Annotated in this window: 17 protein-coding genes and 1 pseudogene; 8 read left to right on the forward strand and 10 right to left on the reverse strand. The window is 70.2% G+C overall.

The features are described 5' to 3' along the window. Window position 1: 1 nt before the first annotated feature. The gene (locus tag ACX28W_RS36945; protein ID WP_459004391.1) at window positions 2-1,333 is read right to left on the reverse strand and encodes an aminotransferase class I/II-fold pyridoxal phosphate-dependent enzyme; all 1,332 of its coding nucleotides are present in this window, start codon (window positions 1,331-1,333) and stop codon (window positions 2-4) included. Window positions 1,334-1,369: 36 nt separating this feature from the next. On the opposite strand from ACX28W_RS36945, the gene ACX28W_RS36950 reads away from it, so the two are divergent. Further along, window positions 1,370-2,059, forward strand: coding sequence for a pyridoxamine 5'-phosphate oxidase family protein (locus tag ACX28W_RS36950; protein ID WP_459004393.1), 690 nt, complete (start codon window positions 1,370-1,372; stop codon window positions 2,057-2,059). A 202-nt stretch (window positions 2,060-2,261) separates the two neighbouring features. Here the strand turns inward: ACX28W_RS36950 and ACX28W_RS36955 are convergent, their stop codons facing one another. The 3 genes from ACX28W_RS36955 to ACX28W_RS36965 all read right to left on the reverse strand — a co-directional run bounded on the left by ACX28W_RS36955 (window position 2,262) and on the right by ACX28W_RS36965 (window position 5,171). Then, window positions 2,262-3,224 carry a DMT family transporter gene (locus ACX28W_RS36955; protein WP_459004394.1) on the reverse strand — a complete coding sequence of 321 codons (963 nt, stop codon included), beginning with the start codon at window positions 3,222-3,224 and terminating at the stop codon, window positions 2,262-2,264. Between the two features lie 220 nt (window positions 3,225-3,444). Beyond that, complete coding sequence (locus ACX28W_RS36960; RefSeq protein ID WP_459004396.1) at window positions 3,445-4,524, reverse strand: EamA family transporter; 1,080 nt, start codon at window positions 4,522-4,524, stop codon at window positions 3,445-3,447. A 65-nt stretch (window positions 4,525-4,589) separates the two neighbouring features. Then, the gene (locus tag ACX28W_RS36965) at window positions 4,590-5,171 is read right to left on the reverse strand and encodes a Clp protease N-terminal domain-containing protein (protein WP_459004397.1); all 582 of its coding nucleotides are present in this window, start codon (window positions 5,169-5,171) and stop codon (window positions 4,590-4,592) included. A 405-nt stretch (window positions 5,172-5,576) separates the two neighbouring features. On the opposite strand from ACX28W_RS36965, the gene ACX28W_RS36970 reads away from it, so the two are divergent. After that, window positions 5,577-6,005, forward strand: coding sequence for a type II toxin-antitoxin system Rv0910 family toxin (locus ACX28W_RS36970; RefSeq protein ID WP_459004399.1), 429 nt, complete (start codon window positions 5,577-5,579; stop codon window positions 6,003-6,005). 136 nt (window positions 6,006-6,141) lie between these two features. Here ACX28W_RS36970 and ACX28W_RS36975 read toward each other — a convergent pair whose 3' ends face one another. Then, window positions 6,142-6,789 carry a PadR family transcriptional regulator gene (locus ACX28W_RS36975; RefSeq protein ID WP_459004401.1) on the reverse strand — a complete coding sequence of 216 codons (648 nt, stop codon included), beginning with the start codon at window positions 6,787-6,789 and terminating at the stop codon, window positions 6,142-6,144. Window positions 6,790-6,970: 181 nt separating this feature from the next. On the opposite strand from ACX28W_RS36975, the gene ACX28W_RS36980 reads away from it, so the two are divergent. After that, window positions 6,971-7,786: a PhzF family phenazine biosynthesis protein gene (locus ACX28W_RS36980; protein WP_459004403.1), complete on the forward strand. Its 816-nt coding sequence runs from the start codon at window positions 6,971-6,973 to the stop codon at window positions 7,784-7,786. Between the two features lie 105 nt (window positions 7,787-7,891). On the opposite strand, the gene ACX28W_RS36985 is transcribed toward ACX28W_RS36980, so the two are convergent. Next, entirely contained in the window at window positions 7,892-8,692 is an 801-nt protein-coding gene (locus ACX28W_RS36985; RefSeq protein ID WP_459004404.1) for a CPBP family intramembrane glutamic endopeptidase, read from the reverse strand. Between the two features lie 211 nt (window positions 8,693-8,903). On the opposite strand from ACX28W_RS36985, the gene ACX28W_RS36990 reads away from it, so the two are divergent. Beyond that, entirely contained in the window at window positions 8,904-10,667 is a 1,764-nt protein-coding gene (locus ACX28W_RS36990) for a substrate-binding and VWA domain-containing protein (RefSeq protein WP_459004406.1), read from the forward strand. Between the two features lie 112 nt (window positions 10,668-10,779). Here ACX28W_RS36990 and ACX28W_RS36995 read toward each other — a convergent pair whose 3' ends face one another. After that, window positions 10,780-12,297: a glutamate--cysteine ligase gene (locus ACX28W_RS36995; protein WP_459004408.1), complete on the reverse strand. Its 1,518-nt coding sequence runs from the start codon at window positions 12,295-12,297 to the stop codon at window positions 10,780-10,782. A 530-nt stretch (window positions 12,298-12,827) separates the two neighbouring features. On the opposite strand from ACX28W_RS36995, the gene ACX28W_RS37000 reads away from it, so the two are divergent. Beyond that, window positions 12,828-13,412: a hypothetical protein gene (locus tag ACX28W_RS37000; protein WP_459004409.1), complete on the forward strand. Its 585-nt coding sequence runs from the start codon at window positions 12,828-12,830 to the stop codon at window positions 13,410-13,412. Window positions 13,413-13,768: 356 nt separating this feature from the next. Continuing rightward, window positions 13,769-13,975: a DUF5999 family protein gene (locus ACX28W_RS37005; RefSeq protein WP_362077949.1), complete on the forward strand. Its 207-nt coding sequence runs from the start codon at window positions 13,769-13,771 to the stop codon at window positions 13,973-13,975. 176 nt (window positions 13,976-14,151) lie between these two features. Here ACX28W_RS37005 and ACX28W_RS37010 read toward each other — a convergent pair whose 3' ends face one another. Further along, window positions 14,152-14,427: a sigma factor gene (locus ACX28W_RS37010; protein ID WP_459004411.1), complete on the reverse strand. Its 276-nt coding sequence runs from the start codon at window positions 14,425-14,427 to the stop codon at window positions 14,152-14,154. A gap of 360 nt (window positions 14,428-14,787) precedes the next feature. Here ACX28W_RS37010 and ACX28W_RS37015 point away from each other — a divergent pair, with 360 nt between their 5' ends. Continuing rightward, complete coding sequence (locus ACX28W_RS37015; RefSeq protein WP_459004425.1) at window positions 14,788-17,556, forward strand: helix-turn-helix transcriptional regulator; 2,769 nt, start codon at window positions 14,788-14,790, stop codon at window positions 17,554-17,556. Here ACX28W_RS37015 and ACX28W_RS37020 read toward each other — a convergent pair. Beyond that, entirely contained in the window at window positions 17,553-20,318 is a 2,766-nt protein-coding gene (locus ACX28W_RS37020; protein ID WP_459004412.1) for a helix-turn-helix transcriptional regulator, read from the reverse strand. The two genes, ACX28W_RS37015 and ACX28W_RS37020, sit on opposite strands and share 4 nt — an antisense overlap. A 360-nt stretch (window positions 20,319-20,678) precedes the next feature. Here ACX28W_RS37020 and ACX28W_RS37025 point away from each other — a divergent pair. Continuing rightward, a pseudogene (locus ACX28W_RS37025) lies at window positions 20,679-20,913 on the forward strand (lysylphosphatidylglycerol synthase domain-containing protein); the annotation flags it as partial. Between the two features lie 38 nt (window positions 20,914-20,951). On the opposite strand, the gene rimI reads toward ACX28W_RS37025, so the two are convergent. Next, window positions 20,952-21,557 carry a ribosomal protein S18-alanine N-acetyltransferase gene (gene rimI, locus ACX28W_RS37030; RefSeq protein WP_459004413.1) on the reverse strand — a complete coding sequence of 202 codons (606 nt, stop codon included), beginning with the start codon at window positions 21,555-21,557 and terminating at the stop codon, window positions 20,952-20,954. Between the last annotated feature and the right edge of the window lie 15 nt (window positions 21,558-21,572).

Raw genomic sequence — 21,572 nt, forward strand, 5'->3', positions numbered from 1 at the left:
CTCACACGTAGCGGCGTACCTCCGCCGGGCCGACAGCGGCGGCCACCGCGTCCACCACCCGCTCGACATCGTCCGACGCGAGGTTCGAGACGGTGATCCGGACGGCGGGCGGCGCGCCGATCCGGAAGCGTGCGCCGGGGGCGACGGCCCAGCCGGAGTGCAGCAGCCGCGCGACCGCACCGGTCTCGTCCGGGACAGGGATCCACACATTCATCCCGCTGCGCCCGTGCGCCTCGATGCCACGCTCCGCGAGGCCGTCGATCAGCGCGTCCCGGCGCCACCCGTACGCCGCCGCCACAGCCCGTACGTCCACGGCGCCGCTCGTCCACAGCCGCGCGACGGCCCGCTGCAGCAGATGGCTCACCCAGCCCGGCCCCAGCCGCTGCCGCCCGTGCACGCGATCCACGGTGACGGCGTCCCCGGTGAGGACGGCGAGCCGCAGGTCGGGACCGTACGCCTTGGCGACGGAGCGCACCAGGGCCCAGTGGTGCGTCACGCCGGCCAGCGGATGCAGGGGCAGGTCGACGATCCGATGCCCGTGGTCGTCCTCGATGAGCAGGGTCTCCGGGTGTTTCTTCAGCACGGAACGCAGGGCACGCGCGCGCTTGGCGCTCACCGCGGCGCCGGTCGGGTTCTGCGCCCGGTCCGTCACGATCAGGGCGCGGGCACCCGCTTCCAGGGCATGTCGTACGTCGTCGGGGAGCGGGCCCTCGTCGTCGACGCGCACGGGGACCGTGCGCAGCCCGAGTGCCGGGGCGAGGTCGAGCAGGCTGCCCCAGCCGGGATCCTCGACGGCGACGGCATCGCCGGGCTTGAGGTGGGCCATCAGCACGCGCTCGATGGCGTCGAGCGAGCCGGAGGTGACGAGGATGGGCCCGTCGGGCACCCCGTCCGCGTCGAGGTCGGCGCGCGCCAGCCGCGCCAACTCCGGTTCGACGGCGGCCTCCCCGTACATCACGGGGGCCAGGTCCGACTGCTCCGCTGCCGCCGCGAACGCCTCGGCGAGGCCGGGCAGCAGGGTCCGGTCGGGGTTGCCGTCGGCCACGTTCCGCACACCGTCCGGTACCTCGACCCGGATGTACTCGCGTCCCGTCGTGGCGGGCTTGGAGCGCACGCGGCTGCCGCGCCGGCCCGCGGTCTCGATGACTCCGCGCTCGCGCAAGGTGCGATACGCGGCGGCGACCGTATTGGGATTCACCCCGAGCTGCTCGGCCAACTCCCGCATGGGCGGCAGCAGTTGCCCAGGCGCGAGATCTCCACTGCCCACCGCGCGTTCGACGCTCGCGGAAATGTCGGCTGCGCGACGCCCTTCGATCCGATACTCTCCTAGCACAAAGCAGATTATGCACTAGTGCAATGGAGAGCGCAAATGTCGGAGACGAGCACGCAGCCCAGGACTACGCAGCCCGCCGCCTACACCCCGACCGACCGCACCGTTCCCACCCGCTCCAAGGAGCGCGCCGCGTACGACCACGAGCTGGTCCACGCGATACTCGACGAGGGCTACGTCTGCCACCTCGGCTTCGTCCGGGACGGCGCCCCGGTCGTGCTCCCCACCCTGTACGGACGGGTCGGCCAACGCCTCTACGTGCACGGCTCGACGGGCTCGCGCCCGCTGCGCATGACCGGCCAGGCCGACCCCGGGCTGCCGGTCTGCCTGACCGTCACCCATGTCGACGGCCTGGTCCTGGCCCGGTCCGCCTTCCACCACTCGATGAACTACCGCTCCGTAGTGGTGCACGGCATCGCCCACCAGGTGACGGACCCGGACGAGAAGCGGGAGGCCCTGGACGCGCTGGTCGACCACGTCGTCCCCGGCCGCTCGCACGACTCGCGCCCGGCCAACGCCAAGGAACTGGCCGCCACCGCAGTGATCCGCCTCGACCTGGACGAGGTCTCCGCGAAGCTCCGCACCGGCGGCCCGAACGACGACGCCGAGGACCTCGCCCTCCCCCACTGGACCGGCGTCGTCCCCCTCGCCAAGGGCTACGGCACCCCGATCCCCGCCGACGACCTCGCCCCCGGCATCGAACTCCCCGATTACCTGGCGGTCCTGTGATCCAAGCCTCCACCCCTAGGGCCCTGCCCGGCGGATCATGCCGCAGACGCGGGGGCCGGCACGCCCACCTGCGGCGTTGTCGTCGGTTGCCGACGCTCCGCGACGAGCCCGAGTGGCACCAGTGACTCGCCGCGCGGAGCGGCCCGGGACCACCAACTACGCGGACGGGTGTGCGGTCGGCCACCAGGTGACCGACCACGCCTCACACCGGTGCCGCCTCTTTCCGCGGAGTCTCGCGCGCGGCACCCGCGTCCCGCACCTCGGACACCGCCAGTCCGGCGACGGACCCCAGCATCAGCAGAGTGCCCGCGAGCGTCGCGGCGGTGAGCCGCTCGCCGAGCAGCCCGACGGCCAGTACGGTCGCGCTCACCGGTTCCAAGAGCATGATCACGGAGACGGTCGCGGACCGGACGACGGCCGCGCCGGCGAAGTACAAGGCGTACGCCAGGGCCGTGGGGATCGCGGCGATGTACGCCAACAGACCCAGCACCTCGCCGGGGTCGGCAGCCTGGGGAACGAGCCCCTCGGCCAGCCCCAACGGCAGGAGACAGCCGGTGGTCACCGCGAAGGCCCAGACCGTCGTACCGGAGGCGTCGGCCGCACCGTCGCGCCCCCACCACCTGGTGAGCACGGTCATCACGGAGTACCCGGCCGCCGAGACGATCGCGAGCACGACGCCCCAGGGCCGGACCGTCGCACCCCCGCCGCCCAGCACGAGCACCACGAGCCCGGTGAGCGCCCCGGCGACGGCGACGACCCCGCCGCGGCCGAGCCGCTCCCCCATGGTCAGCCGCGCCGCCAGCGCGATGAGCACGGGACCGGCGCCGAGCGTGACGACGGTGGCCACGGCCAGGCCCGTCGCCTCGACGGCGGCGAAGTAGGCGGTCTGGAAGACAGCGAGCCCGAGACCCGTGACACCGATCCGCAGGGCCTTGCGGCCGAGCGGCTCACGGGCGGTGGGCCGGATCCGGCGGCGCGTCAGACGCACGGCGAGCAGCAGAACGAGTCCGCCCGCGCAGCGCCAGAAGGAGAGGGCGATGGGCCCCATGTCACTGGCGCGGTAGACCAGCGACGCGGCCGCGCCCGCGGTGCCCCAGGCGGTACCCGCGATGATCAGATAGAGGAGGCCTCGCCCGGTGGGCAGGCCAGAAGCAGCATTCGACACGTGTTCTCTCCGCCAAGACGCAGAAGTTCGGGAAGGGACCACGTCGCCGCCGGCGCGCAGGGCACAAGGCGCGGCGCATCAGCGTACGGAAAGGTCCTTGGACTTCTTCTGCGGGCAGCACCGTTCCACCCGGTGGCTGTGCCGGGTCGGGATTCCGGAAGGCCCGCCTCAGGCGGCCGGAGGCGGAAGAACGAGCGCCTTCGCATGCATGATCAGCACCCTACGCGGCGCCGCCGCGGCCCGACAACTCCCTTTCGGAGCCTTCAGGACCCGCCTTTTCCCATGCGGGGCCCTGGGGACCGACCTGTTCCCGTTCGGGGCCTTCAAGCCCGCCCTGTCCCGCACCCCCGGCGACCGGCCCCTCGGAAGCCTTGGCGGGCGCCGACGACTGTGCGATGAACGCGCCGACCAGCACCACCGCGCCACCGACGATCTGCGGCGCCGAGAGGTGCTCACCGAGCAGGACCCACGCGAGAACGGTCGCGAGGACCGCCTCGAGGCAGGCCACGACGCCCGCGACCTGCGGGGAGAGCCTGCGCACGGAGAGCACTCCGGTGACGTACGCGACGACGGTCGCGATCAGCACGATCCAGGAGAGGAGCAGCGAGGCGGGAACCGACGTCCCGTTCATGTCCGCGCCGCCCGCGAGCACCGACCAGTCCATGGTCCAGGGACGTGCGACGACCGTCAGTACGAGGGCGCCGACGAGCAGGCCGTACGCGATGACGCCCAGCGGGTCCGGTGCCTCGTCGCCCGCGTCGCCTCCCTGGTCGGACAGGACGAAGTAGCCGACCTGGCAGCAGGCGGCGCCCAGGGCGAGCAGCAGCCCGACGGCGTCGAAACTCAGTCCCGACCAGACCTCGACAACGCAGGCGAGCCCGCCGACCGCGAGGACGACCCCGAGGGCCGCGGCGCGCGTCACCGGCCGACGCTGCACGAACCGCACCCAGCCCAGCACGAGCGCGGGCGCGAGGTATTCGACGAGCAGTGCGACCCCGACCGGAATACGGGAGATCGCCGCGAAGTAGCAGGCCTGGACGCCGGCCACGGCAAGCAGTCCGAACCCGGCGAGCAGCGCGGGGTGCCGACGCACGAGAGCGCGATGGCGTACGGCCATCGGCAGCATCACCAGCGCGGCGCCCGCAACCCGCAGCCACACCACGTGGAGCGGGTCGAGACCCGCCTCGATCAGTGGCTTCGCCGCGACGCCCGATCCCCCGAAGGCGACCGCCGAGGCGAGGGCAAGGCCCAGGCCGACGCTCTTGCCGCGGTTGCCCTGACTGCCCTGAGACGTATGCACCGGGACATGATGACAGGCGACGACATGAGCGTCACCCCCAATGACACCTGTCTCAGCGACTGGACTCAGCAGCCCTGGTGGCCGCCCCCGACGTACTCCTCGAACTCGGCCCCGGCCTCGATCCGCAGCAGCAGCGCCGGGGCGTCGACACCCGCGCGCCCGAGCACCTCGACGGCCCGCGACTGCTGGTCGTCGAGGATCGCGGCGAGCAGATCGAGGCAGCGGGCCTGTTCGTCGCCCCTCAGCTCGGCACGGTCGCAGGCGCCCTCCATGGCACCGGCCGCCACCGGGGACCAGCCCGCCTCGGCGGCAACCGGCGACTCGTCCGCCTCGGCAACCACCGGTAGGGCGCCGGAGCTCTCGACCGTGCCCTGCCAGCGCAACCCGTAGCCGATGCTGCGCTGCACGAGATAGCCGAGCAGCCGGGCAACCTGCGGGCCACCGTCGAACACCGCGCGCACCTGGGGGTCGGACTCCAGCAGTGAGTGCAGCAGATGGGCGGTGTCGATCTGCCGGTCCCCGTCCCGCAGCGCCCTTCTGCGCGCGCCGGAGAGCACCGAGGCCAGCTCGGCACTGAGCCTGGCATCGAGTTCCGTGCGGTGGGAGCCGCTCTCGGCGGCCGACTGCTGAGGGATACGGGGTGGCACATCCCCTACCCCATCAGTCTCTGCACTCCGGGGCATCCTCGTCGGGCAGCATTTTCGGGTCCCACGCAAGGTGGGCACCCGTGAGCGCGTTCTCCTCCTTACGGATGACTTCGCACCGTCATGCCCTCGGGGCGCGCGCCGCCTTGCTCCGCGCCCCATGTGCAACCGCGCCGCACCGGCACTCGCCCCTCAGAAACATGGACCACGGGTGTTGGCTGGTGGCATCGGCGTAGCAGCGCGTCCTCGGGGGCGTACCCGCGATACACGTACTGCCTGCCGTCGGCCGCCGCCAGAATAGGCGGACGCCTGACTGTTCATCAGTATTGAATATTCCGGGGCCTGCGGCTACGTTCCGCGACACCGTAGCTGCGCCGGGCGCAGCGCCCGACACGAAGGGGTGGTCGCATGGCCGAAGTCAGCGCGGAAGCACGCGTCGAGGCGCCTGCCGAGAAGGTGTGGGCGCAGCTCACGGACTTCTCCTCGTACGGCGAGTGGAACTCGACTCACACCGACTTCCCGAAGGGCGGCCCCACGTCACTCGAGGTCGGCGGCACCTTCGAGGAGAACATGAAGCTCATGGGCTTCCCGGCCGAGGTGAACTGGACCATCGAGGAGCTGGAACCTGGCCGCACTCTGGCCATTCGCGGCAAGGGCCCGATGGCGGTGACGGTCGCCACCCGCTACACCCTGACCCCCGACGGCGACGCCACGACGGTGCGGATCGACGGGGAGTTCACCGGCGCGGCCGTCTCCCTGATGGCGGGCAAGCTCAAGGACTCGGCGACGGCCGCCCTCAACGAGTCACTGCGCAAGCTGGCCGGACTGGTGACCTGAGCCCCACACGTAACCCTGGACCGCACGCGATCCGAGGCCCGCGCCGCGGCCGAGACCCGCGCCCAGCCCCCATACGCGGAAAGGCGCCCCGCGGAAACACTTCCACAGGGCGCCGTCAGGTACCACAGCATGCCCGTCAGTCCTCGTCGGCGAGGATCAGGTACAGCTTCTTGCGGGCATCATTGATGACCGCCAGCGCCTTGTCGCGCTGGTCCTTGCTGCCGGTCTTCCAGACCTGACCGAAGGCCTCCATGAGACCGAAGCCGGCCTGCCGGATCTCGTGCAGCGTCTCCCAGTCGACCCCGCGCCCGGCCTCTTCCCAAGGCGCGTCGGGTCCCGCGTCGGCCGCGGTACGACCCTCCTCGGAGAGCGAGAACAACTTCTTGCCGCCCTCGGCCGCACTGGCGATGAGGCCCTCGTCCTCCAGCAACTGAAGGGTCGGGTAGACCGAACCCGGGCTGGGCTTCCACGCCCCGCCGCTGCGCTCGGCGATCTCCTGGATCATCTCGTAACCGTGCATGGGCCGGTCCTTGAGCAGAGCCAGGATCGACGCGCGTACGTCACCACGCCGCGCCCTGCCCCTCGGTCCGCCCCGGCCCCCGCGCCCGCCCCAGGGGCCCGGGCCGAATGCGGGTCCACCGAATCCGGGACCACCGGGACCGCCCGGCCCGAAGGGCCCGAAAGCCCCACGCCGCTCCTCGAAGCCGCCCCGCTCACGCGGACCGGGTCCACCGCGGCGTCCATGCCCACGTTCGAATCCAAATTCCTGTCCATGGGAACGCATCGCCATCACTCCATTCCATCGTCGATCTGTCGCGATGCGTCAACGATATATCGGAATAGCTCGCCTGACAACCCCCGTGCCCAGCCGGTCGGGAACCGCCAGGACGATCAAGACGGCAACCAGTCCAGCTCCCCGGAATTGGCCTTGTCCCGAGCCTCCGTAGGAGGGCTAGCGTCGGGCCATGCGGATTCGAATCGTCGACGCCTTCACCGACCGCCCCTTCACCGGCAACCCGGCCGGGGTCCTCCTCCTCGACCTCGACGCCTTCCCGGACGACGCCTGGCTCCAGAACGTGGCGTTGGAGGTCAACCACGCCGAGACGGCGTTCGCGCACCGCCTCCCCGAAGGCGGCGACGCCGACTGGGCCCTGCGTTGGTTCACACCCACCACCGAGGTCGCGATGTGCGGGCACGCCACACTGGCCACGGCACACGTCCTGCACACCACGGGCGCCCACCAGGGACCGGTGCGGTTCGCCACGCTCAGCGGCGTCCTCATCGCCACGCCCCACGAGAACGGATCCCTCACGCTGGACTTCCCCACCGCTCCGCTCACCCCGGTCGCGATCCCGGACGGCGTCGCCGCGGCCCTGGGCGCCGAGCCGCTCACGGCGTTCGACACCGGAGCGAACCTCGGCGACCTGTTGATCGAAGTCGCCGACGAGAAGACGGTCCGGGGACTCACCCCCGACGTCAGGGCCCTCGCCCGGTACTCCACGCACGGCATCATCGCGACCGCCCGCGCCGAAGACCCCTCCCAGGGCTACGACTTCGTCTCGCGCTGCTTCTTCCCGAACGTCGGCATCGACGAGGACCCTGTCACCGGCAGCGCCCACACGGCCCTGGCGCCCTACTGGTCCGAGCGCCTCGGCCGCCCCGACCTCACCGGCCTGCAGGCCTCCCCGCGCTCCGGTCTCGTCCACACCGAGCTGCGCGGCGACCGCACACTCCTCAGCGGCCGCGCGGTCACGGTCATCGAGGGCGAACTGCTCGCGTGACGGCATGCGAAAGGGGCGTACGAAGGCTTCGTACGCCCCTTTCGCCACGCTCGTGCGCGCGCTGCGCCCTGAAGCCCTACACGCCTCACAGGCCACACACACTGCTCAGGCCGTCGGCAGCCACCCCACCTTCCCCGCCAGCAGCGCGTACCCCACGAACGCCCCGATGTCGAGCAACGAGTGCGCGACCACGAGCGGTCCGACCCGACCCCAACGCCGGTACAGATAGACGAAGACCACGCCCATCGCCATGTTGCCGACGAAGCCGCCGATGCCCTGGTAGAGGTGGTACGAGCCGCGCAGCACGGAACTCGCCACCAACGCGGTTCCCGGCGTCCAGCCCAACTGCCCGAGCCGGCGCAGCAGATACCCGACGACGATGACCTCCTCCAGCACGGCGTTCTGCACGGCCGACAGGATCAGCACCGGATACTTCCACCACACATCGGGCAACGCCTCAGGCACCACCGTGAGGTTGGCGCCGAACCCCCGGGCCGCCAGATAGAAGGCGATCCCCGTGCTGCCGATCACCGCCGCGATCACGGCCCCGCGCCCGAGGTCCGGCCAGGGCCGCGTGCGGTCGAATCCGATCACGCGCAGCCCCGTCCCCTCCCGCAGCAGGAAGTGCGCGACCAGCGCGACCGGCACCAGAGCCGACGCGATTCCGAACAACTGCCAGGCCAGATCCAGCCAGGGGCGCCCCGGTGCCGCCGAGGCGTTGAGGGTGGCCGCCTGGTCCTTGAGGCCCCCCGGCTTGGTGACCGATCCCACAAAGCTGATCAGTGCGGACACCCCGCTCGCACCGAGCGAGAGCCCCAGAACGAGCAATGTCTCGTCCCGGAGAATCCGTCGCGTCGGCCGCTCTCCAGGAAAAGAATCGGCCAGCGACCCCGCCTCCACCTGCACTCCCGCCTCCAGTTGTGTAATCCCGCCGCATCCCCATCTTCGCCCCGCTAGGGTCTCGAAAGAAGTTACGAAGATCGTGCGCGACAGGCCGTGGGGGACGGACGCCGTACGGGGCGTACCTCCCCCTTTTCTCCTGCCATACGGCTGTGTCGCGGCTCCAGGCTCACCGGCTCACCGGCTCACCGGCTCAACGGGGAGGGGCACCACCGTCATGGGACGTCACAGCTTGCCCGACGAGTACGGGGCGGGCGCGGCCGACCCCCGTCCACGCGCCCGCCGCCGCACGGTGGCCGTCGCGACAGTGCTGGTCCTCACGGTGGCCGCGGGCACGGCGGCCGCGGTCCGCGGTGGTCTGCTCTCCTTCGCCTCGTCCTGTCAGGATGAGGCCGTGCGCCTCAAGATCGCCGCGTCGCCGGACCTGGCGCCCGCTCTGAAGGCCGCCGCCGAACACGCCCGCGACCGCAACATCACCTCCGACGGCCGCTGCATCGACGTCACGGTGACCGCCCGCGAGTCGTACAAGGTCGCCGACTCGCTGACGTCGGGAAAGGAGTCCGACGTCCAGGCCTGGGTGCCGGACTCCGACCGGTGGGTGGACCAGGTCACCGGGGTGAGCAAGGCGACCCAGGTGACCAAGGCGGGCAACGCGGCGTCCTCGCCGGTCGGCGTCGCGGTGGTGCCGTCGGCCGCGAAGTCTCTGGGGTGGCCCGACAAGACGTACACCTGGACCGAACTGGCCGGCGCCTCGATGCGGGACGATCAGCTGAGGCTCGGCGCGGCCGACCCGGCGCGCAGCGCGACCGGCCTGCTCGCGCTGACCCAGCTCAGCACCGCCGCGGCCGGCACCAAGGGCGGCGACACCCAGGCGGCGGCCATGGCGAAGTCGCTCTCGCAGCGCACGTCCGACAGCGACAGCCAGGTCCTGGACACCCTCCCCCGCGACTCCTCCGGCACCGAGCAGGGCAACCCGAAGCGCAACCAGGCGCTCATCCTCTCCGAGCAGTCGGCGTTCGCCCACAACTCCTCGGCCGACCGCGGCGACCAACTCGACCTCTTCTACCCCAAGGACGGATCACCCCGGCTCGACTACCCGTTCGCGCTGGTCGACGAGGCACGGCTGAGTACCGACGAGAGGCGCGCCGCGCTGCGGTTCATGACGCTGCTGGACGAGTCGGAGGGGCAAAAGATCCTGGAGCGGCACGGCTTCCGCACGGATGACGAGGACGTCTCCGCCGCGCTGGTCGCCGAAGCCGGCGGCCGCTCCCCACAGCCGTATGCGCGAGCCGCGGCCGAACCCGCCCCGGCAACGGCCCTCGACGAGGCGCTCGGCATGTGGACGATCACCGTGCAGAGCGCCCGGATCACCACGATCGTCGATGCCTCCGGGTCCATGTCGGAGCCGGTGCCGGGCACCGGCCAGTCCCGTATGGACGTCACCAGGGCCTCCCTGCTCCGAGCCCTCACCACGTTCACCCCGGAGGACGAGATCGGGCTGTGGAGGTTCTCCACCGGCCTCGACGGCGACCGCGACTACCAGGTGCTGGTGCCGACCGAACGACTCGGCGACCGCGAGGGCACCGGTACCCAGCAGGACAAGCTGTCGGCGGCCTTCAGCACCCTGGAGCCCGTCCCGGACGGGGCGACGGGCCTGTACGACACCACACTGGCCGCGTACAAGGCGGCCACCTCCTCCTACGTGAAGGGGAAGTTCAACGCGCTGGTGCTGCTGACCGACGGAGTCAACCAGGACCCGGGAAGCATCTCGCGTTCCGCCCTCGTCTCCCAATTGCAGCGGCTCACCGCCCCGGAGCGCCCGGTGGCGCTGATCGCGATCGCCGTGGGTCCGGACGCCGACAAGGCGGAGGTCGAGGAGATCGCCAAGGCGACCGGCGGCTCCGGCCACCAGGTCAACGACCCCTCGCAGATTCACTCGGTGATGCTGAAGGCCATCGTGGAGGCGGGCAGCCCGGGATGAGGCCCGACAAGCCGGAGCCAGGGCTGAGGCCCAACCACGAGAGCCAAGCCTGAGGGCCAACCACCAGAGCCAAGCCCGACGTCCAACCACCAAAGCCAAGCCCGACGCCCGGCTACCCGAGCGGCACCGGCTCCGGCAGCCCCACCGGCCAGGTGTGCACGGGCTCACCGAGGTGCATCAACTCGCCGTAGCGCCGGGTCGTGGCGGCCAGCGCCGCATCCCTCCCGAGCCCCTTCTCCAGGGCTTGGTGGAAGGTAGCCGCCTGCCAGGTGGCCCCGTTGACGCGCAGCCGGCACCGCTCCTCGATCACGCCCAGGTAGAAGTCCCGGTCGGCGGGTTCGACGCCCCAGGCGTCCAGCCCCGCGGCGGCCAGCGGCAACAGCTCGTCACGGACCAGGTTCACCGCCTCGACCCGCGTGGTGCCGCCATATCGACCACGCCGTGGCCACTCCAGGCGTGCGTCGATGCCGTGCCGGCACGCGGCGTCGAAATTGGCGGCGGCGGACGCGAACGACAGCCGTGTCCACACCGGCCGTGTCTCCTCCGCGAGCGCGCGGACGAGCCCGTAGTAGAAGGCCGCGTTGGCGATGACATCGTTGACGGTGGGGCCGGCGGGCAGGACGCGGTTCTCGACGCGCAGATGCGGGACGCCGTCGGCGACGCCGTACACGGGCCGGTTCCAGCGGTACACCGTGCCGTTGTGCAGCGAGAGCTCGGCGAGTTTGGGGACGCCTCCCTTGTCGAGGACCGCGAGCGGGTCCTCCTCGTCACAGATGGGCAGCAGGGGCGGGAAGAACCGCAGATTCTCCTCGAAGAGGTCGTACGCCGAGGAGATCCACCGCTCCCCGAACCAGGTACGCGGCCGCACCCCCTGGGCCTGCAGTTCCGGCGGTCGGGTGTCGGTGGACTGCAGGAACAGCGGTGGCCGCGACTCACGCCACAGCTCGTGCCCGAACAGGAAAGGCGAGTTGGCCCCGACGGCGACCTGCGCGGCGGCGACCGCCTGCGCCGCGTTCCACACATCCGCGAAGCGCGCCGGGGTGACCTGGAGGTGCAACTGCACGGAGGTGCAAGCGGCTTCGGGCGTGATGGACTTCGACGTACAGACCAGACGCTCCACACCCTCGATGTCGAGCGTGAAGTCCTCGCCGCGGGCAGCCACGATCTGGTCGTTGAGCAGGGTGTAGCGGTCGACGTCCGACAGATTCGAGGAGATCAGGTGGTCGCGGTCGAGTGTCGGCAGAATCCCGATCATCAGGATGCCGGCGTCGACTTCCGCTGCTTTCCGATGGGCATATGCGAGCGAGGTGCGCAGCTCCTCGGCCAGTCGGTCGAATACCCTGCCGCCCAATCGGTGTGGGGCTATGTTGACTTCCAGGTTGAACATGGCGAGTTCTGTTTGAAAATCTCGGCTCGCAATCCTTTCGAGTACTTGCGCATTCATCATTCTGGGCATGCCGTCGGATCCGGCGAGATTCAGCTCGATCTCCAAGCCCATGAGATTCTTGGGGCGATCGAACCGCTTCTCCTCCAGCAGTCGCGCCAGCCCCGTCAGACACCGCCGGAGCTTGCCGCGGTAACGCTGGCGATCGGACAGGTCGAACGGCCCTGCCACGACCTTCTCTCCCATCGAAGCGTCCCTCCTCGAATGGGCAGGCCGATCCTCCGGCCCCTGCCGTCCCGGGGGATGATGCCCAGGCAACACGATCGATAACGCCCCGGACAGCTTCATCGGCCGCTACGCTGGACATGTCGTCCGGAGGCACATTCACGAGGCATGCACCAGGGCGAAATTTCGGCCGGAAGTGATCTCGTGAAAAACGCCGACGAGAATCGGCCGACCGCTCCGACGAAGTATTCCGAGGTCACCTCCGCGCACCGACACAGAATCGGGATGAACCTCTCGTTTCGCCGACCGAATACCGCCTTGCTCTTCATATTCAGGACGGCTAGACGAAACACCATCTGAACACGTGTCGTATAAACTCCGCGAACGAGGCAGAGAGTTGGCGCTCGCGGTCCTAGGTCCTGTCGTCAAGGTGACGTGCGGCAGGCGACACCCTGTCGGCAGATCCAGACCCCCCGCCCCTCGGACCCCGAGAGCTGACAGCGCCGTCCGCCCTCGCGCCACCATGCCTGTCGAATGAGAGGCGACCCACCATGCCGCTGCACGTACCCCCGGCTCCCGCGCCCGCCCTGCGCACCGTCCTCACGGCACTCGGTTCCCCCACCGCTGTCCGCGAGGCCCGTACTCCGTCCCTGCGCATGGCCCAGGGACCCGCCACCCCCGAACTCCCGCTGCCCGTGCATGTCCTGGACCGAATCACTCCGGCAGGCGCGTCCACCGCCCGGCTCGCCGGATGGCGCTTCCTGATCCGCTGCGGCGACCGCGCGGTGGCCGCGGCCGACACCATGCTCACCCCCGACGGCTGGGCCTTCTCGCACTTCTTCGAAGGCCCGTACATCGCCGCCACCGAACGCGCCCTGCGCCAGGCCGAAAACATGAAGCAGTCGTACCAGCCCCGTCTGTTGTCCGTTCCCGGGCTCTACATGCTCACCCTCTGGCTGCACGGCGACTGCGCCGCGGACGGCGCCACCGGCCACCCGGCCGCCACCGATCTCCTGGTGCCGCTCGCACCCGCCCCGCCCGGCATCGCCGCGCACCGCCCGCACCGCGTCGCCGAACTCCTCCCGGTCCTCACCCACCGCCTCACCTCCGCCCCATTGCTCAGCTCACCCGCGTAACCACCCGCGCGAAATCCCGTGCCCCGCCGCCGTCCCTTCGGCCGCGGGGCACGTCGCTCGTTCGGGCCGCAGCACGCTCGTACGAGGGGAAAGGCGCCCTGGCCGCCACCGGACTAGCCCTATCCGGCCACCTCGAACCACCCGAAGGGACAGCCCAGTTGGAATGAACCCTCCGCACGGGTGATGCGTCCTCAACCTGTGAGGAGCGCTCCTGCGAAATCCCTGCGGAACGAGTCCCGTAGGGCAACACTGGGTTCTAAACACACACCAACGGGGGGGCGGCCATGAGTACTTCCAGCCGCGGGACAGACACCACAGCCATCACTCACCTCACAACCCAGCGAAAGATCCCATCCATGTGCCAGCACCAGCCACTGTGTCCGTCAGCCGAATCCGCCGACCGGGAGTCCGCCCGTCTCGCGGCGCACCACCCGGAGCAGGGATGGAGCCTGCTGTGCAACGGCGTTCTGCTCTTCGAGGACACCGGTGAGCTCCTGCCGGACGGCCAGATCATCGCCCCGCACCGCCCACTGGGCAGCGAGCACGTGATGACGGCCGCCTGAGCCGCACAACCGGGTGGCCTTGACCGAGCCGCCCAGACATACGAGGGGCCGGCGCGGAGACACACTCTCCGAACCGGCCCCGACGCATGTCCAGGAGTGATCACCCGCTCGATACCCCGAACCGCGGACCGGAATCCTGACCGGAGCGCAGGGCACCTTCAGCGCCGGCATGGACCTCAAGGCCGCCAGGATTCTCGACGTCTCCAGGCGGACTGGACGACATTGATGGCCAGCCGGACGGTTGTCGTCCTGAGCAGCGCCGACGGGTTCGAGACAACCGTACGATCGGTGCCCTGCCACCGAAGCCATGCCTCCTGGATGACGTCTTCCGCCTCGCTCGCGTTCCCGACGATTCGGCTGGCGCCTTTGAACAGTCCGGGTCTGGCACGGCCGAACACCGACGTCGCGTCGTCCAGGTCACCGATCGTCGGGTTGTCCGTCGTGCCCGCCATCTCCCGACCTTGCCCGGCTTGGGCCAGATGTGTGTCCACGACCCGCCCCTCTGCTCCGTGGGTCAGCGGCTTGATGGCTGCCTGGTTCCACGGCTACGCCGCCGAAAGTCCCCGAGAGCTTGCCCCCGAGGGAGGAGGAGATCATCGCCGGACAGGCGGAGCATGTCGCCTGGATCAGGATGCGACCGGGATCCAGCGTTGGGTGGCGGCGCTCGCCCGCCCTCATCGTGCTCGAATCGGCACGTTCTCTGTCCTCGTACGGCCCTATGATCGATCCAGCTCGCCTTGATCGAATCACGGCCGCAGCGATCCCCATACGTATTACGATACCGATCGAAGTATCCGGACAGGGGAGCCGCCATGGCGAGGAGCGGTTCAGGAACCGGGTTCCTCGGGCGGCAGAACGAGTGCCAGGCCCTCGACGACCTTTTGGCAGGCGCCAGAGGCGGGCGCAGTGGGGTCTTGGTCCTGCGCGGTGAGGCAGGAATCGGGAAGACCGAGTTGTTGAAGTACCTCCTCGATCGCGCCACCGGATGTCGCATCGTCAGGGCTGCCGGCGTCCAGTCCGAGATGGAGCTCTCCTACGCCGGCCTGCACCAGCTCTGTGCCCCACTGCTGGCCGGCCTCGACGGGCTTCCTGAACCTCAACGCGACGCAATCGGCACGGCGTTCGGGCTGCGTGGCGGCGATGCGCCCGACCGGTTCCTCGTGGGCCTGGCCACGCTGAGCCTCCTCGCGGACGCCGGAGGGAACCAGCCGCTGGTCTGCCTCATCGACGACGCGCAGTGGCTCGATCGGGTGTCGGCACAGGCTCTGGAGTTCGTCGCGCGCCGGCTGCTCGCGGAATCGGTCGTGCTCGTCTTCGCCGTCCGCGAGCCCAGCGCCGGCGAGGCTCTTGGCAGCCTCCCCGAGCTACCCGTCACGGGACTGACCGAGCGCGACTCCCGAACACTCCTCGACTCGGTCGTCACCGGGCCGCTCGACCAGCGGGTGCGTGACCGCATAGTCGCCGAGTCGCGCGGTAACCCGCTGGCCCTGCTCGAGCTGCCTCGTGGCATGACCGCAGCGGAGATGGTCGGCGGCTTCGGGCGTCCGGATGCACGGCCGTTGTCGAGCCAGCTCGAGCAGGGATTCCTCCGCCGCATCCAGTTGCTTCCGGCCGAGTCGCAACGCCTGCTGCTCACCGCAGCCGCCGAGCCGGTCGGCGACGTGACGTTGTTGAGGCGTGCGGCCGAGCGGCTGAGGATCGACATCGACGCCGCTGCGTCACACGCCGACGCGGCGGAGCTGATCACACTCGGCACCCGGGTGCGGTTCCGGCACCCGCTGGTGCGTTCGGCGGCCTATCGCGCGGCGGGCCCGAACGACCGGCGCGAGGCGCACAGGGCGCTGGCCGATGCGACCGATGCTCGGCTCGATCCCGATCGCCGGGCCTGGCATCTGGCACGCGCGACCTCGGACCATGACGAAACGGTGGCTGCCGAGCTGGAGCGCTCGGCGGGCCGGGCGCAGGCGCGCGGCGGCATCGCGGCGGCGGCGGCGTTCCTCGACCGAGCTGCCGAGCTGACGCCCGATCCCGCACGACGTGCGCAGCGCGCGGTGGATGCCGCACAGGCGAAGCTCCGCGCCGGTGCGTTCGAGCCGGCGGCCACTCTCCTCGCCGCGGCGGAGGCTGGGCCCCTCGACGAGCTCGAGCGCGCGCGGATCGATGTGCTGCATGCCCAGATCGCGTTCGCGCAGGGCCATGGCAGTGCGGCTCCTCCGCTCCTGCTCGCCGCCGCTCGCCGACTCGAGCAGCTCGACGTGGCGCTCGCTCGTGACACCTACCTGGAAGCGGTCTCGGCGGCGATCTTCGCCGGCCGCCTGGCGCGCGGCCCAGGGTGGCGGGAGGCGGGCGAGGCGGCACGCGGGGCGCCGCCGTCGCAGCTGCTGCGCGCACCCGACATGCTGCTGGATGCCCTTGCCATGCGTCTCACCGACAGCCGCGCGGTCTCGACGCCGATGATCGAGCGAGTCCTCCGGGCGTTCTGTGACGAGGACGTCTCCGTCCAGGACTCGCTGCGCTGGCTCTTGCTTGCCGGGATCATCGCGGCGGATCTATGGGACCACGAACGCTGGCACATAGCCGCAGCCCGTCACGTGGCGATCGCCCGCGAGGCGGGCGCGCTCAGCGAGCTCCCTCTTGCGCTCGACTCGTCCGCCGTCGTGCACGTCTTCGCCGGCGAGCTGGCGGCGGCGGCGGCGCTGATCGAGGAGGTGAGAACGGTGAGTGCGGCGATCGGGAGCAACCAGCCGCCCTTCGGGGCGCTCGCGTCGGCTGCCTTTCGTGGTCACGAGCACGAGGCACGCACGCTGATCGACGCCACGATCAGCGAGTCCGTGCCGCACGGCCAGGGGCTCGCAGTCACCGTCGCGCACTACTACCACGCGGTGCTCTGCAACAGCCTCGCCCAGTACGAGGACGCTCTGGCCGCGGCCCAGGCGGCAGCCGCCCACCAGTGGGAGTTCGGCGCGCCGCAATGGGGCCTGGCGGAGCTGGTCGAGGCGGCCGTACGTGGCGGCTCGCCCGAGCTGGCGCCCGACGCGATCGAGCTGCTCTCGGAGGCGACACGAGCCAGCGGCACCGACTGGGCGCTCGGTGTCGAGGCGCGCTCGCGCGCGCTCCTGAGCGAGGGGGACGCCGCGGAGCAGCTCTACCGTGAGGCGATCGAGCGCCTCGCCCGGACCCGTGTCCGCGTGGAGCTGGCCCGCGCACACCTCTTGTACGGGGAATGGCTGCGCCGCGAGAACCGCCGTGTCGACGCCCGTGCCCAACTGGGCGTCGCACACGAGATGTTCAGCAAGATCGGGGCCGAGGCGTTCGCCGAACGCGCGCGAGGCGAGCTGCAGGCCACGGGAGCGAAGGTTCGCAAACATACCGTCGCGACACACACGGACCTCACCCGTCAGGAAGCGCAGATCGCCCGCCTCGCCGGCGAAGGGCTCACGAACCCCGAGATCGGCGCCCGGTTGTTCCTCAGCCCCCACACCGTCGAGTGGCACCTCCGCAAGGTGTTCTCGAAGCTCGGCATCTCCTCCCGCAAGGAGATCCGCGCCATACATCTCGAAGGCGAGGCGACATCAGCCTAGGCGGGGGCTGTGGTGGATGGCCGGTCGGAGAGTGCGCTGCGGAGTTGTCTGCGGGAGGTGATGCCGAGTTTGGCGAACACTTTCCGCAGGTGCCACTCGACGGTGTGAGGGCTGATGAACAGTTGCGCACCGATCTCTCGGTTCGTCAGTCCGTCCCGAGCAAGGCGGGCGATCTGCGCTTGCTGGGCGGTGAGCGCGGTCGGGGTGGCAGCCGTGCGCTTGGCCAACGTTTCGCCGGTGGCCCGCAACTCTCGGCTTGTGCGTTCGGTGAACGCGCCGGCGCCGAACCCGGTGAACATCTCGTAGGCGGTCCGTAGCTGGTCGCGCGCGTCGACGCGACGGTTCTCGCGGCGCAGCCATTCCCCGTACAGCAGGTGTGCACGGGCGAGTTCCACGCGGATGCAGGTGCGGTCGAGCCGCTCGATCGCCTCGCGGTAGAGCTGCTCCGCGGCGTCGCCCTCGCTGAGCAGAGCACGCGAGCGCGCCTGGATACCAAGTGCCCAGTCCGTGCCGGCGGCGTCGGTCATCTCGACCAGCCGGGCCAGAGCGGCAACGGCCGCGTCGCGATTGCCGCTACGTACCCCCGCCTCCACCGACTCGGCGAGATACCAACCGAACATGCCCAGGTCTTCGTATTCACACGCCCGTCGGGCATGGTCGAGGGCGACGTCGTACCGCGCCAGACCGTTGTAAAGCACAGCGGTGGCGTAGCCGGCCAGTCCCAGGGCCCGTCCCTCACCCTTGGCAGTCGCGGTCCGGATACCGGCGTCGATCGACTTCATTGCCTGGCGTTCATCGTCACGCCATGCCACGAGCATGAGTGATGCGTAACCTTGCGGGGCGTTGCCCGTCGCTCTGGCGATCGCGTCCGCTTCGTCGATCAGGGCCGACGCGGCGGCGAACTCGCCGGCCTGCAGATGTACACACGCACGATGGGCAAACGCGAGGGGAAGGACAGCGAGCGCGCCGGCATTGCGGGCCAGTCGGACCGCACGACTTGACAGCTCGTGCCATGCCCCGTCGTCCCACAGCTCCGGTGCGACGAGTTCGGGTGCGACCGGGCACGCCAACCAGAGCTGGCGCGTGGCGTCGCCCTGATTGCCCCAATCATCGGCCTGGAATGCCCGCAGGGCCCTCTGGAGCGGTTTCACACTCGCTGCGTAGCCCGCCGTGAAGCGGGTCGACACCCCGTCCAACAGGAGATCCGTCTGCCCCGGCAGGCTGGGTCCGCGGGGCGCGGCGTGGGCAGCCTCAGCGGCATCCCGGACCGTCTTTCCGTCGTCGAGTCGGCCCGCGAAGATCGCCGCGGCGAGCGCCTCGAGATACGTCTCACGGGCCAGCGCTGCGTCATGGGGTTCAAGATGTTTGGCTGCGTCGAGGAAGAGGGGCGTGGCCCCACCGCTTCGGCTGCGGGTGAAGACGATGTGCGCGTGCAGCCGCGCCAGCCGGGCACGATCGAACTCATCCAGCGGCCCCAACTCCGCAGCCATCGCCAGCTGATACGCCGCCTCGGGCGCCGCCGCTTCGAACTTCGCCTGGGCAGCCGCCAGCGATCGTTTGCAACGGAGAGCAGGGTCGGGCGTCAGCTCCATCGCACGCTCGAGGAAAGCTGCCGCCGCCGCGACGCCGCCACGCGCCCGCGCCCGGTCCGCCGAGCGCACCAACTCAACGGCCACCGCCTCATCAGGGACCACCGTCGCATGGGCACGATGCCACGCCCGACGATCAGGATCCGAGTCCGCGTCGACGACCTCGGCCAGCACGCGGTGAGCCTCTTTCCGGTCGGACAGGGCCGCCGCGCGGTAGGACGCCGAGCGCACCAGCGGATGGCGAAAACGCACGCGCGTACCCAGCTCGAGCAATCCCGCTGCCAGGGCCGGGGACGCCGCGTCCACTCCGATCCCAAGTCTCTCCGCCGCGCGTCTCAGCAAGGTGACGTCCCCGACCGGCTCGGCAGCGGCGATCAGCAACAGTCGCTGCGTCGCCGGTGGTAGTGACTGGACCCGGCTGAGGAAGCTCTGCTCGATCTGGCTCACCACTGGCTGCGCGTCCGGCCGGGCGAACCCGCCGGCCAGGTCGGCCACCGTCGACCCGCGCGGCAGCTCCGAAAGGGCGAGAGGGTTCCCTCGTGCTTCGGCGAGAATCCTGCTCCGGATGCGCTCGTCGATCCACCCGGGGGTCACCGAGTCCAACAGCGAACGAGCGTCATGCTCATTCAAGCCGCGCACACTCAGTTCGGGAAGCCCTTCGAAGGCGGGCTCGTCGTCCTCCGACGCCCGCACCGCGAAAACAAATCCGACCGACTCCGCCATGAGGCGTCGCGCCACAAAACCAAGAACCTGTGCCGACGCGCGATCGAGCCATTGCGCATCGTCGACCAGGCAGATCAACGGCCGCTCCTCGGCTACGACGGCCAAGTGGCTGAGTACCGCCTGGCCAAGCAGAAACCTGTTCGGCGATGCGCCACTGGAAAGGCCCAATGCGATGCCGAGCGCGTCGCGTTGCGGGCCGGGCAGGTGATCGATGTCCTCGAGCAAGGGTCCACAGAGCTGGTGCAACCCGGCGAACGGAAGCTCCATCTCGGTCTCGGTGCTGCCGGCTCGAGCTACCCGGCAGTCGACCACGCTCTCCGAGAGATAATCCAGCAGAGCGGTCTTGCCGATACCTGCCTCGCCGCGCAACACGAGAGCGGCGCTCTGGCCGGCTCGTACACTCGCCGCAAGCTGATCAAGTGCAGCACACTCCCTGCTCCGGCCAAGCACCCGTACACCACCATCTCCCCGACCCAGGCGCAACCTGCGTCGATCGTACGCCTCTCAACAATCGCATACCTCTCAACCCACTCCAATCTGGGGCTCCAGGGGGTGGTCGTGGTCAGGAGGTGGCAGGGTGAGCGGGGGCTGACGACGAGCGGGCGGGCGGCATCTTCGCCGCCCCGCCCTGTCGAGTCCCCCGAACAGCAGTAGCGGCCGGGCCTCGAAGATCACCGCTGTGGACACGTGGCGGGCCGTCGCAGGCCTGCACCGCGAGCTGCCGTTCCTCGGCGTGATGCGCGCACGGCGATCAGATCACGCGCAACACGCAGCCCACCATGCGGATCGTCCGCCAGAGCTGCCGCTGTCTGGACGCAGGTCGTCCTCGCGCTGCTCATCGCCAGCACCGCGGTCGGGGCAACCCCCCGCGCCCGGCGGCATAGGTCCCGTGGACGCGGCTCTGGTGTTCACCTTGGTCGCCTTCGGCGCCCCGATGCCCCTGGCCACGGCCACCATCATCGGCTACCGCGTCCTGACGGTGTGGGTGCCGCTGCTGCCGAGGGCGCTGGTGCTGTCGGTGCTGGTGCAGCGGAAGGTGCTGTGAGGTGTCAGCCGCCGGGCCGTCGTCGCGACCCGGCCCGGCTACACGGGACGGGGCAGGGAAACGGTGACCCGCTGCAGCTCGTCCAGCAGCCAGGCCCTGACGTCGTCCGCCCCGAGACCGGCGAACAGGAAGATCCGTCCGTCCTCACCGGTGTCCTCGTAGTAGCCGATGATCCGCTCGAGCTGCACGAACCCCCACTTGAGATACAGGCTTTGGGCCGCAGTGTTGCTTTCGCGCACCTCGAGCGAGACGTACGAGACACCCTCCTTGTCCGCGGCCAGCAGCATGTTGAGCAGCGTCCACTCGCCGAGTCCGCGGCGCCGCCACTGCGGATGGGTGGCGATCTTGGCGACGTGGGCGCCCTCTCCGTGCGTGAAGTACCCGACGTACGCCACGACCTGTGCGACGGGTCGGCGCGATCGCTTGGTGAACTGATGGACGACCCACCAGGAACTCTCCCTGAACGCCAGCTCCTCGCGGAAGATGTCAGCGGTGTAGGGCGTGGGAAAGCTCTCCCGCTCGATCCTGGCCACGCTGTCCACGTCCCGCAACCGCATCGGCCCGAAGCGCAGCAGCCCGGGCCGGGGAGACGAGTCGTCCGCCGTCGACGGCCGTATCCACTTGCTGTACGCGACCTTCGGCATACACCACTCCCTGAA

This window comes from Streptomyces sp. SD15 (assembly GCF_054462255.1).